Here is a 13,191-nt window from a genome sequence, read left to right as displayed (position 1 = left end):
TACAATCGGGGCTTCTGATCAGGAGTATCCCCGTGCTGACTCATCTCGATTCCCAGGGCCGTGCCCATATGGTCGACGTCACCGATAAAACCGTGACGTTCCGCGAAGCCGTGGCCGAGGCGCGGGTGCGCATGCTGCCCCAGACCCTGCAAATGATTGTCGACGGCGCCCATCCCAAGGGCGACGTGTTCGCCGTGGCGCGCATCGCCGGGATCCAGGCGGCGAAAAAGACCAGCGACCTGATCCCCCTGTGCCATCCGCTGATGTTGACGGGCGTCAAGGTTGAGCTGGCAGCCGAAGGGGAAAATACCGTGCACATCATCGCCCGCTGCAAGCTGTCCGGGCAGACCGGCGTGGAAATGGAAGCACTGACTGCCGCCAGTGTTGCCGCGTTGACGATCTACGACATGTGCAAGGCGGTGGACCGTGGCATGACCATCGAGAACATCCGCCTGCTGGAAAAGCTCGGCGGCAAAAGCGGGCATTTCAAGGCGGACCAGGCATGAGCATCAACGTACTGTTTTTTGCACGCTACAGCGAGGCGATAGGCCTGGACTCCCTGGAGGTCGAAGGCGACTTCGCTACGGTCGATGCCGTGCGCCTGGCACTGGCGGCTGATGCGGGCTTCGAGGTGCTCAACGAGGCCAGCCTGATGTGTGCGCGCAACCAGGAACTGTGCTCCCTCGACGAGCCTTTGCAGGCCGGTGACGAAGTCGCCTTCTTCCCGCCCGTGACCGGAGGCTGACCATGGCCATTCGTGTGCAAGCCCAGCCCTTTGACCCCGGCGCCGAAGTCAACGCCATGCACGCGGCCAACGTGGGTGTGGGTGCGGTGGTGAGCTTTGTCGGCTATGTACGCGATTTCAACGATGGCCTCGATGTGGCGGGGATGTTCCTTGAACACTACCCCGGCATGACCGAAAAAGCCCTGGCCAAGATCGCCGTCGAAGCCGAGCAGCGCTGGCCGCTGCTCAAGCTCGAAGTGCTGCACCGCATCGGCGCCCTGGAGCCCGGCGAACCCATCGTGTTCGTCGCGGCCGCCAGTGCCCACCGCCAGGCGGCGTTTGATGCCTGTGCGTTTGTGATGGACTACCTCAAGACCCGGGCGCCGTTCTGGAAGAAGGAGAACACCAGTGAGGGGGCGCGGTGGGTTGAGGGGCGAGAGAGTGATCATGCGGCGGCGGGTCGCTGGAAAGCCTGATTGTTTATCATTGGGTGGCGCTTGCAAGAACACGCAGTCATGGCTGTGGTTTATAGTTATAAAGGTTCATTAAGTTATTTCTATTTCAGCTAATTAACTGTCATTTTTAACAGTTACTTTCTCTTTTTTCCTGGTCTCTAATCTCCCTAAGTGTTCGATATCTAAGTTCGTGGAATTTCAGCTCGAATTTGGTTTCGAGAAAGTTCGCGCTACGGCGATGGATGTGGTTTTTGGAGAACGAGATGATCAGGCAATCACATAATATGCGGCTTGTGCATTTTAAGGTCAGGTTTGCTGATGGCACTGACTATACGGATGCACTTTATGCCAATGGGCATCATCAAGTTGAAGTTGTAGTTGAGGTTTTAAAGCAGGTTTTGGGGAAAAAAGGTGTCTGGAGTCAAGCCTCCTTAACCGATAGTGAGCGAGCGAGTGTAAAAATCGTACCTGTTTCTATCGCGGATAATGCCAGTGTAGGCAGCGGGTGGAGTTGCGATACGCAGAAGAACGAATATGATCCAGGACTCTGGAATCGTACTGGGGAAGAACTCGGCGAGAGTCTGCCAAACAATACGGTTGTTGACGCGGGGGTAGAGATTGTCAGGCGTTATATGCGCGTTGAGGAAAATGTCTCTCTCAAGGCTGTACAGTTCATGGCGACTATTGTGTTGGACGGAGAGACGGTTACTAACAGCTATTCCGAATATCCGACTGATTTTAAGTCGTCGGTATTTATCAAGCCCACGGTGCCCCCAGTATTGCTTTCTACAGAGCTTGATTTGATTGTTGATTATGATGCTTTAAATATTACAGGGCTTCTTGATATTGATATGTACTATTGGGAAGGTGTTAATGGTTTGTGGTTTGTTCATAATTATGGGTTGAATGAGTCAGTGGAGGTGCCAAATGAAGGGACCTCCTTTCAGACGTCTTATGGACTTTCGGGTAATTATAAAGGAGGGGTTTTCTCTGGGTCTGCGAGCAGTACTTTACGGTTGAGTATGGTTCACCAGTATCTTCCAGTTGTAAATCCAGGTGAGGATCCAGTGATTCATCGGATAAGTAATCGTGTCATGTGCGCGGTTAAACTTACTACACAGATTCCGGACCTTCCGCATGAGGTTTTGAATAGCAAGTGGCGGTTGCGGGATAACTATGGGAATCTTCATGTATTTAAAATAGTTCCCTATGAAAGTGGCAATCGTCTGACGGTGGAGCCCGTTAAGTTAGCAAGGCGACCTCAGCACTTCCACATCGTCCTTGCTAATGGTCAGGATTCTACTGACGCGCTGTATGCCAATGGCCGGCATCAGTGCAAAGTTCTTATTGAAGTCACTATGGTGCAGGAAGGGATTAATGGTAATTGGGAGAGCACGCTCCTGCGGGAGGATGAAAAAGCCAGTGTAGCGGTCACATTATATTCTCCAAATGTGAACCAGCCTCTACCGGGGGGGTGGTCCTGCGATACCGTGAAAAATATATATGATACCGGACTTTGGATTCGAGAGATACAAGACGCAGAGGGGGGCGGAATTGGGGAGAACACTACGCAACAAAAGAGTGGGGCGCTGGATACTATAGAGATAGTTGAGCGATTTATGCGTTTGGAAACCGGCGCTTCAATGGAGAGTCGGAGGCTTATGGCTAAGATAATTATAGATGGTAAAGTTTATACCACGAATTTTAACGAAGGGGATTCAAAGTTTAATGCTTGGGTGAATATCTCGCCTCGGCAGCCTTATCGAGTGAGAGTTCGTGATCTTATACTTACTGTGGATCACGCTTATTGGAATCACAATACGAAGACCGATATTGATGTTTGGTATTGGTTGCCCCCGCCTGGGGTGAGGTTTATCTCCCAAATGGGGTTAGACGCACCCATGTGGGTCCCTTGGGAGGGGCGTTACTTTCAGACGTCTTTTGTTAATGGGGCCGGTGGAGTTGATAGAAAAGGCGGAGTTGTAGTGGGCCACGATAAGCCTGGGTCAAGCCCCTCTCTTGATGAGATACATGAAAACTTGTCAGATAATTATCATATTCTGAGATTTAATCGAGTAAATACGATTATGCGTGCGTTATGGGTTTCCATTGAGCTCCCCATGTTTGAAGGGGAGGGCAACACACCTTGGCGACTAGTCGATAATTATGGCTGCATGCATGTATATACTATGCGTGGAAGTAGGCAAAATATTGAGTTGTTGGATTATGAGAGCTGATTAGATTTGTGCGTCTCGTCTTCAGAACAGGTGCTTACCATGAATGTCTATTCCAACGCATTTAATTTTTCCTCGTACTTGAACGGTTCCGTCGATCCACGAACAGGTCAGTATGGTGCCCAAATCAATTTGGCTCAATTATCTCCTGAGGGGCCTCTCGAGGTCAGTCGCAGTATTGTTTTGTTATTTTCAATGTTTGAGCCTGGCCGTGTACCTTATGGGTTGGGGTGGCGCCTGAGTAATACGGAATTTGACCTTTCCAGTGCGCAACTCACGTTGATTAGCGGCGAGCGATTTAAGACGCAAGGTATGCCTTCTGTTGGCGGAACGATGGTTTTCAAGGATCGAAAACTTAAAGATCTAGTGGTAAGGCGAACGAATGAAACCACGCTGCATGTGATTTATCGGGATGGCACGATTGAAGTTTTGGAGCGTACCAGTAGTACGCTCCCTTATCGAATTACTTCCATAAGATTTGAAAATGGTGAGGTCTTCAGATTCGGCTATGCCCCAGGTGGTTCTCTTGAGCGTATCCTCAATCACAAACAGGAAGAGTTGCTGCTACTGACCTACGCGAGTGGGCGCCTGCAAACGGCTGATAGACGTGTCGAGGGGGGGCGTTATGCGCGTACGCGATTTACACAGATCAATGATCGCCTTACAGGTGTCACTGCGCCTTACGATCGTAGTGGTGCGCCGGGGGTTGCTGCCTATACGTTTGTATACAGGACGCCGTTTCGTAATGGCTTGGTTGCGATTGAGCGGGTGCAAACGCCGATGGGCGGAACTGAGCAGATCAACTATACCGAAAACGGTCATCAATATGGCAACAACCAATTCATCCCCCGTGTGTCCAGTTGGACGCAGACTCCAGGTGCCAATCAACCTCCAATGATCCGGACTTATGATTACAGTCCAGGGCAGAACTTCACGGGGTTCCCTTATGCGGGTGGTTTCAAAGAGGGTGAGGACAACCTGTATCTGATTAGCGGCGCCTATGACTATTGGACTGAGGAGAAAAGCATTGACGCGGCCAATAACAATACGGTCTTGAGCGTCACTCGTACCACCTACAATAAGTTTCACCTGTTGACCGAAAAGCAGGTCCTACGCGAGGGAACGCGCAGTAAAGTAAATATCACCTATAACACGCTCCCCGGTCTATTTCCCAGCCAGCCCGCGAACTTCCAACTGCCCAAAACCGTTACCAATCGCTATGAACTCGTAGCTGGTGGCACCTCGAGGGAAGAGATCCAGCAGATCGAAACCGATGATTATGGCAACGAACTCAGCCGCACCGAACCCTCTGGCATTCGCACCGAATACAGTTATTACCCGATTGCCGGCGAAAGCGGCAAATGCCCGGCGGACCCCCACAAATTGTTCCAGCGCTACCTCAAACAAGAGCGACTCGTACCTGTAGGAGGCACGCCTACCGCGCGACTCACGGAATATACCCATACGCGCGTCCCCCAGACGGGCAGTAGTTATTTTGTGCTACAGCAATCGAGCAGCCAGGCTGGTGTGCTAGTGATGCAGCAGACTTACTACGAAACCCCTGTGGCGCTGGCTGGCCGGTTGAAGAGCAGCACCAGTACGGTCGGCGGGCAGCTGTTGACCAGTGATTTCAGTTACGTCATTGAAGGCGATAACCTGATCGAAACCCGACGGTTGAAAGGGCGCGAAGAACAAGGAAATCAATGGCTTGAGGCAAAACGCACGCTTTCGATGGTCAGTCGACGCCTGTTGTCGTTAACGCGAGATGGCGGCAGCACGATGGGCCTGGCGTACGACGTCAATGGCCGGCTGACCGCAGAAACCGTAGCTCTTGGAGCGCCGCAGAAAGCGACCCGGCAATACGCTTACCATTTTGCCGAAGAGAATAAGCGTGCCCATCTGATTACCGCGGACGCGCAAGGTAACAAGACGATTACCTACTACGACGGTGCCGGACGCCAGGTGTCCGAAGCACAATTGATCGGCTCGAGCCAGGAGCGAGTCGCCTGCACTTGGCGTTATGACGCGCTTGGGCAAACTGTGGAAGTGGTCAAGAGCGACTACGTGACCAACGGGCAACGCTCGTTGCGCAGCGTCCACTCCTACAGTAAGTGGGGCAACGCCAGCCGCGTCACCCACGCCGATGGCCGTGTTGTCATCAACGAGTATGACCCGCGGCTCAATCTTACGGAGGAGGGCGTGGTTGGCGGTGAACGGCTGTTGACCTATTTCAATACGCATAACCAGCCAATGAAGGTGGAGCGCCTGGATGCCAACAATAATAAAGTGGAGCTGGCGTCGTATACCTACGATGGCCTGGGGCGCTGCGTGACGGCAGTGGATGTCAATAAAACGTCCACTGAGCTGACCTATGACGTGTTCGACCGGGTGCTGACGACCCTTCAAAAACCAATAGATGGCACTCCTCATCGGCTGCGTAAAATGGATTACGCCCCCGGCACCAGCAGTGAATTGGCCAGTGCTTTTACGGTCGACAACAAGCGGCTGGGGGCCCGTACCTACGATAGCCTCGGCAGAATGACCAGCCAGACGCGTGGGGCATTGGGGCAGGCCACGACCTGGGAGTACAAGGCCGGAGAGATGGAACCGTTCACCATGGTTTCCTCCCGTGGGGTTCGCCAGACCCTGACTTATGACACAGAGTTGGATGTGCCGACTCGGATTGAGATGTCGGGCCATCCGGCGAGCACCTACCGGCATGACCCGGTTACCGGTGCTATGACACGTTCCGAGACCAATGGCTTGATCCATGAGTTCGTTATGGATGCCAACGGCCGTCCTGAAAAGGATATCCAAACCGCCAACGGCAACGTCCTGACCTCGCAGTATGGCTATTCCCCTGGCGGGCGCCTGCTGCAGCAAACTTCCGCCGACGGCCAGTCCAGCCAGCTTGAGTACGATGTGTTCGGGCGGTTCTCCAAGATGACCACTGGCGCCATGGTCATCGAGCAAACCTACGATACATTGGGCCGGCCGCATGTCCTGACCACCGCCTATGAAAGCACGCGAGTCGTTACCAAGCTGTCCTATGACTCGCTGGGTCGGGAAGCCGAGCGCCGCTTCGAGCAGAACGGTGCGCTGTTCCAGGTCATGACCAGCACGTATCACCTCAACAGTATGTTGGCGACACGGGAACTCAAGGACGCCGGCTCACGCCTGGTGATCGGCGAGACCTTCACCTACGATGCCTTTCTGCGGCTCAAGACCTATCGCTGCACGGGGCCCGAACACCCCAAGGATCATCTGGGGCGTGGCATTGTCGGGCAGGATTTCAGCTTTGACAGCCTCAATAACATTACTCGGGTTGTCACGACGTTTGCCGACAGCACGCAAGACACCTGCGAGCGTTATTTTACCGGTGCCGATCCCACTCAACTGACCCGGCTGACCCATACACGCCCGGCGCAGGATGTCACACTGACGTATGACGCGGCGGGCAACTTGCAGGCACACCCGGCGGGCCAGGCCTATACCTACAATGGTTTTGAGCAGTTGACCACAGTGCAGGCCGGTCCCCTCAAGTACAGCTACCAATACGATGCCGAGGCCCGCCAGGTACTGGCGTCCCGGGGCAGTGAGCCGCCGGTGATGCTGGCATACGCCGGCGACCGGCTGGAGACTCTGGTTGAAGGCAATAAAAAGATCCGCTACGCCGACGGCGGGGATGAGGTGATGGCACGCAGCGGGGGCGTCGACGGGCTGCAACTGCATATGAACGATGCCAGCGGTAGTGTGCGCGGCGTATCGGCCCCAGGCCAGGCCCATGTGCGGCGACACTACACGCCCTACGGCGATACGAAAATCCCGCTGGATGACGGCAAGGTCCGTAGCATGGCTGATCTGCAACTGCCGGCGTTGAATGGTCAACGGCTGGATGCGGCGATCAACCTCTACTTTCTCGGCAACGGTCAACGGGTCTACGATCCTCACCTGATGATGTTCTTGCAGCCTGATCCGCTGAGCCCTTTTGACGAGGGGGGGATCAACAGCTATGCCTACTGTGCTGGTAATCCGGTCAACCTAATGGACCCCAGCGGGTTGTTGCCGAACTGGTTGAAGTGGGTATTGACCGGAGTTGCGCTGGTGTTGTCGATAGTGACGGTAGGGTTTGCGGCTCCCGGATTTGTTACCGCGGTAGCGGCATATGCGGCGGCAGCTGGAACGGCGGCGGCATCTGCGGCGGGGATGGTTGTTGCTTCCAAGGCGGCGCTGCTGGGGGCTGCATCGTTGGGGGTGGTTGGGGGAACGCTTAGTGTCGCAGCCTTGAGTATCGCTGAGGTCGACAGGGCGATGGGTTGGGACCGTTCGCACCACATCCAAAACCTGGGGTGGGCATCTTTCGGGTTCTCTGTGGCGTCATGGGTAGTTAGCTTTGCGGGGGCCTACACGTCGGCAAGTATGGCCTACACTGCGGCTCTCAAGGCCAGCACGGCCAAGGACTTTGTCAAGTACAGCAGCTTTTTTGACGCCCCACTGGGGGCCAGCTTTCTGGCGGCTGGCAAGCGGATGCTGGGCTTGAGCTATAAGTTCACCGATAAACAGGGAATCACTAGCTTCAGCAAGATTTACGGGGTCACCCGTTTCGTATTGAGAAGTACCAACTTTGGTCGCTCGGTAGAGGCCAGAACCACATCGGCAGGCTCGGGTGGTGGCGATCCTGCCCAACCCGTGCCAGGTGCTCCCGGTTCGGCCCATCCCCAGCCGCAAGCCACGGGCAGTCGCCTGGTGGATATGCCGGCCAGCAGTGCAGGCTATTACCAGGCATTCAGAGACGAGGCGTCGCGCATTCGCCAGCCCATCATTGCGCAGTTGTATCAAGGATGATCCAGCAGGGCACCGTGCCTGCAATCAACCCAGGCGCCGGGGCGATAACATCGCCTCCGTCAGGCCGGCACGCTGCAACGCCTCGGGTAACGCCAGGTGGCGAACCAATGCCGCACTGGCCTGGCCCATCGCCGGTGAGGTCTGGATGCCATAACCGCCCTGGGCCGCGACCCAGAATAAACCCTCGACCTGTGGATCGAACCCGCACACCAGGTCGCCATCGCTGACAAAGCTGCGCAACCCTGCCCAGGTGCGGGTCGGGCGGCGGATGCTCAGGGTGGTGGCTTGTTCGATGTGATAGATGCCCGTGGCAATGTCCAGCTCTTCGGGTTGCACGTCGTGGGGCGCCACCGGGTCGGCATTGGCCGGTGAGCCGAGGAACATGCCGGCGTCGGGCTTCATGTAGAACGAGCCGTCGAGGGCCGCCAGTTCCGGCCAGGTGTGGCTATTCACCTCGGCGGGGGGCGCGAAGATAAAGGCGCTGCGCCGCTTGGGTTGCAGGCCGATCTTCCGCGCTCCGGCCAGCTCGCCAATGGTGTCGGCCCAGGCGCCGGCGGCATTGAGGATCACCGGGGCGCTGAAGCGTTGTTGCGAAGTGCGCACGTGCCACTGGCCCTCGCCGTCGCGGGTCAGTTTCTGCACTTCATTGTCGGTGTGGATTTCTCCGCCATTGCGCCGGATACCACGTAGATAGCCTTGGTACAGCGCGTCGGTGTCGATGTCGCAGACCGTCGGGTCGTAGATCGCCCCGTGGACTTTTTCCGGGCGCAGGATCGGCAGCCTGTGCAGCGCCTCCTCGGCACTCAGCAGCTGCGTCTCGGGTACCAGGGCCTTGGCACTCAGGTATTGGCGCTGCAGTTCGTCAGGATCGCCCAGCAGGTCCACCAGCAGTTCGCCACGGGGCGTGAGCAACGGATGCTCGCTGAAACCTGCGGGCGGGTGATCGAAGAAGTCGCGGCTGCCCAGGGTCAGGGCGCGCACTTGCGGGGTACCGTAGGCGGCGATATACAGCGCGGCCGAGCGGCCAGTGGAGTGATAGCCCGGCATGGACTCACGCTCCAGCACGATGACGCGGGCATGTCGGGACAGCCAGTAACCGGCGGAGGCACCGGCAATACCGCCGCCGATGATGATGTAGTCGGCCTGGTTCATGTGTTCCTCCTTGAATGTGAAAGCGCTGAAAGCAAATGTGGGAGCGGGCTTGCTCGCGAATGCGGTGTGTCAGTCTCTGGACATATTGACTGATTCACTGCGTTCGCGAGCAAGCCCGCTCCCACATCTTTTACCGCATTCCAGCTTAAGGGCGTTTACGCTCTACGGGACGCAGCAAGTGCGTCGGCGGCGTTTCGCAGCTGATCTTGCGGCCCAGCAAGGTTTCGATCGACGGCAATTGATACGAATCGTCTTCCCCGGCAAAGCTGATCGACACACCGGCAGCGCCTGCACGCCCGGTACGGCCGATACGGTGTACGTAGTCGTCCGGCACTTCCGGCAGGGTGAAGTTGATCACGTGGCTGATGCCGTCGATATGAATCCCGCGGCCTGCCACATCGGTGGCCACCAGCACGCGGATCTTGCCTTCGCGAAAGCCTTCCAGGGTCTTGATGCGTTTGTGCTGCGGCACGTCGCCGGACAGTTGCGCGGCATTGACGCCGTCGCGAACCAGGCGTTCTTCAATGCGCCGCACTTCGTCCTTGCGGTTGGCAAATACCATGACCCGCTCCCAACCGTTGTCGTTGACCAGGTTGTAGAGCAGCTTGTATTTGTCGGCACCGGCCACCGCATAGATATGCTGTTCGACGTTTTCGCTGGCGACGTTCAGCGCCTCGATCTCGACGATGGACGGGTCGGTGGTCCACTGCTTGGCGAGGTTCATCACGTCTTCGGTGAAGGTCGCGGAGAACAGCAGGGTCTGGCGTTCGTTTTTCGGTGGGGTCTGGCGAATGATCTGACGCACTTGTGGGATAAATCCCATGTCGAGCATCCGGTCGGCTTCGTCCAGCACCATCACTTCAACCATGTCCAGGTGTACGTCACCACGCTGGTTGAAGTCCAGCAAACGGCCCGGGGTGGCGACCAGGATGTCGCAGTGCCGCGCTTCCAGGTGCTTGAGCTGTTTGTCGAAGTCCATGCCGCCCACGAACGTCATGACGTTGAGGCCGGTGTACTTGGTCAGGTCGGCGGCATCCTTGGCGATCTGCACCACCAGCTCCCGGGTCGGGGCGATGATCAGTGCCCGTGGCTCGCCCATGTAGCGCTCTTTGGGCGGCGGGGTTTGCAGCAGCTGGGTAATGATCGAGATCAGGAACGCTGCGGTCTTGCCGGTACCGGTCTGGGCGCGGCCAATGGCGTCTTTGCCGGCCAGGGTGAAGCCCAGTACCTGGGCCTGGATCGGCGTGCAGTATGGAAAGCCCAGGTCCTGGATGGCATGCATCAGTTCCGGGGCCAGCTTGAAGTCGTGAAAGCGGGTCTTGCCCTCTTGGGGCTCAACCACGAAGTCTTCCAGTTTCCACGGCTTTACCACCGGTTTTGGCGCACGTTCGCGGCGCGGTTTTTCTACTCGCGGTGGTTCTTCTACGGGCTGGGCGGCTGGAGCCGGGGCGGCAGGCGTGGCAGGCGCTGGTTTTGGCGAGGCAACGGGCGCGGTTCGGCCAGGCTGTTTACCGTCATTGCGGCTGCCGGAAGTTTGGGCCGGGGCGCTGGGAACAGGGGCGAGTGGTTCAGCCTCGCTTTTACCGAACATCTTCTTGAGTGCTTTGAGCACGGTCATCTCATCAATTGGTTAAGGAATGTACGCCGGCCAGTGTAATGCAAGAATCGGGCGCGGCGTAGTGCGTTGGACACGCGGCTACACAATGGCGGTTTTTTAGCCAAGGCGCTGGCTTAGCCATTGACCGATATCGCGGATCTCTTCGGGTAACACTTCGTGACCCATTGGGTATTCTTGCCATGTCACGGTGACACCCTGCTGCTTTAAATGCTCATAGGCGCTGCGGCCCATGGCGTTCTGCACCACTTCATCGTACTGGCCGTGCAGGCACAGGGCCGGAATGCGCTGCTGGCTGGCGGACAGTTCCAGTTCATCGCTGAACGTCGGTGCATAAGTGGAGAGGGCAAGCACGCCACCCAAGGCTCCCTGCCATTTCATAAAGGCGGCGTGCAGGACCACCGCGCCGCCTTGGGAAAAGCCGGCAAGGAAAATGCGCGAGGCGTCTATTCCGCTGGCTTTTTGTTGGTCGATCAAATCAATGACCATTTTTGCCGACTCATCCAGCTGTTCACGGCTGATGGCCCGTGCCGGGGTCATGGCCAATATGTCGTACCAGCTTGGCATCTCGTAGCCGCCATTGATGCTCACCGCACGGGTCGGTGCCTGGGGCAATACAAAGCGCGTGGACAGCAAGCTTTCCTGCAACGCCTCCGCCACTGGCAAGAAGTCGTAGCGATCGGCACCCAAGCCATGCAACCAGATTACGCAGGCGTCTGCGGGCTTGGCGGGCTGAAGAATCAAGGGGTCGGTCATGTTTGCTCCATAAATGTGCGTGCGCGCCGAAGAGATGCGACAAGGCAGTTCGTGCAAGGCGGCTCAGTTAACAAGATGTCGCATGGTTGACTGTTTTGCGATTGATCCTGGGCTGAAACGACTCAGCTGACACTCTGGTACGGCGCTTGCTATGTGTAGGTCGATGTCAGAACTATCCGGGGACGGTAACACTATCAGTGACTACCGCCTCTGGGATAGCCGCTGCAATGACAGCGACAGCCTCTTGCTGCTTGACCCCAAAAAAAGCCAACACGGGTCGATATCGCCTCATAAGGGTGCGCAGAGGTTCGAGCTCCGACACAACAAGAGCAACTGGAGGTTTGAATGAAGGTATTGAAGTCCACCCTGGCCATCGTGACTGCGGCGACCGTATTGGGGATCAGTGGTCTGGCCCAGGCCGGTGCCACCCTGGATGCAGTGCAGAAGAAAGGGTTTGTGCAATGTGGCGTCAGCGACGGCCTGCCGGGTTTCTCGGTGCCGGATGCCAGCGGCAAGATCCTCGGGATTGACGCTGACTACTGCCGCGCTGTGGCCGCTGCGGTGTTCGGCGACGCGACCAAGGTCAAGTTCAGCCAATTGAATGCCAAGGAGCGTTTCACCGCGCTGCAGTCTGGCGAAGTCGACATCCTCTCGCGCAATACCACCATGACCAGCTCCCGCGATGCGGGCATGGGCCTGAAATTCCCGGGGTTCATCACCTACTACGACGGCATCGGCTTTTTGGTCAACAACAAGCTGGGCGTGAAAAGTGCCAAGGAACTGGACGGTGCAACCATCTGCATCCAGGCCGGTACCACCACCGAGCTGAACGTTTCCGACTACTTCCGTGGCAACAACCTCAAGTACACCCCGATCACCTTCGACACCTCCGATGAAAGCGCCAAGTCCCTGGAGTCCGGGCGCTGCGACGTGCTGACCTCCGACAAGTCGCAACTGTTCGCCCAGCGCAGCAAGCTGGCCGCGCCGAAAGACTACGTGGTCCTCCCGGAAACCATTTCCAAGGAGCCCCTGGGCCCGGTCGTGCGTAATGGCGACGACGAGTGGCTGGCCATCGTGCGCTGGGTGGGCTACGCCATGCTCAACGCTGAAGAAGCCGGTATCACCTCGAAAAACGTCGAGGCTGAAGCCAAGGCCACCAAGAACCCGGACGTTGCCCGTCTGCTGGGCGCTGACGGCGAATACGGCAAAGACTTGAAAGTGAAGAAGGACTGGGTGGTCCAGATCGTCAAGCAGGTCGGTAACTACGGTGAAGTGTTCGAGCGCAACCTGGGCAAGAGCACCCCGCTGGAAATCGACCGTGGCCTGAACGCGCTGTGGAACAACGGTGGCATTCAATACGCACCTCCTGTGCGCTGATCGCTGATGGTTCTATCACCCGGTGGGCCAACC

The 13,191-nt window shown here is 56.9% G+C and carries 9 protein-coding genes; 6 read left to right on the top strand and 3 right to left on the bottom strand.

From position 1 onward, the window contains the following. Positions 1-32: 32 nt before the first annotated feature. The 5 genes from moaC (at position 33) to K1X80_RS23425 (ending at position 8,258) form a co-directional block, all read left to right on the top strand. Positions 33-506 carry a cyclic pyranopterin monophosphate synthase MoaC gene (moaC, locus tag K1X80_RS23445; protein ID WP_057438233.1) on the top strand — a complete coding sequence of 158 codons (474 nt, stop codon included), beginning with the start codon at positions 33-35 and terminating at the stop codon, positions 504-506. After that, positions 503-745: a molybdopterin converting factor subunit 1 gene (gene moaD / locus K1X80_RS23440; RefSeq protein ID WP_057438235.1), complete on the top strand. Its 243-nt coding sequence runs from the start codon at positions 503-505 to the stop codon at positions 743-745. The genes moaC and moaD overlap by 4 nt, the downstream gene beginning before the upstream one ends. Positions 746-747: 2 nt before the next feature. Next, entirely contained in the window at positions 748-1,200 is a 453-nt protein-coding gene (moaE, locus tag K1X80_RS23435) for a molybdopterin synthase catalytic subunit MoaE (protein ID WP_057958531.1), read from the top strand. 230 nt (positions 1,201-1,430) lie between these two features. Then, positions 1,431-3,416, top strand: coding sequence for a hypothetical protein (locus K1X80_RS23430; protein ID WP_220172530.1), 1,986 nt, complete (start codon positions 1,431-1,433; stop codon positions 3,414-3,416). Positions 3,417-3,455: 39 nt separating this feature from the next. After that, on the top strand, positions 3,456-8,258 hold the full coding sequence (locus K1X80_RS23425; protein WP_220172529.1) for an RHS repeat domain-containing protein: 4,803 nt from the start codon (positions 3,456-3,458) through the stop codon (positions 8,256-8,258). Between the two features lie 24 nt (positions 8,259-8,282). On the opposite strand, the gene K1X80_RS23420 is transcribed toward K1X80_RS23425, so the two are convergent. The 3 genes from K1X80_RS23420 to K1X80_RS23410 form a co-directional block, all read right to left on the bottom strand. After that, positions 8,283-9,410, bottom strand: a complete 1,128-nt coding sequence (locus K1X80_RS23420; protein WP_057958534.1) for an FAD-binding oxidoreductase — start codon at positions 9,408-9,410, stop codon at positions 8,283-8,285. A gap of 145 nt (positions 9,411-9,555) precedes the next feature. Then, positions 9,556-11,028 carry an ATP-dependent RNA helicase RhlB gene (rhlB, locus tag K1X80_RS23415; protein ID WP_115128943.1) on the bottom strand — a complete coding sequence of 491 codons (1,473 nt, stop codon included), beginning with the start codon at positions 11,026-11,028 and terminating at the stop codon, positions 9,556-9,558. A gap of 96 nt (positions 11,029-11,124) precedes the next feature. Further along, a complete protein-coding gene (locus K1X80_RS23410) occupies positions 11,125-11,781 on the bottom strand; it encodes an alpha/beta hydrolase (protein WP_169959727.1) in 657 nt (218 codons plus the stop codon). 345 nt (positions 11,782-12,126) lie between these two features. Here K1X80_RS23410 and K1X80_RS23405 point away from each other — a divergent pair, with 345 nt between their 5' ends. Next, a complete protein-coding gene (locus K1X80_RS23405) occupies positions 12,127-13,158 on the top strand; it encodes an amino acid ABC transporter substrate-binding protein (protein WP_057438245.1) in 1,032 nt (343 codons plus the stop codon). Positions 13,159-13,191: the final 33 nt, after the last annotated feature.

The organism is Pseudomonas sp. So3.2b, from assembly GCF_019464415.1.
In the GTDB taxonomy this organism is placed as follows: Bacteria; Pseudomonadota; Gammaproteobacteria; order Pseudomonadales; family Pseudomonadaceae; genus Aquipseudomonas; species Aquipseudomonas shahriarae.
This window is presented reverse-complemented; position numbering and strand designations above follow the sequence as displayed.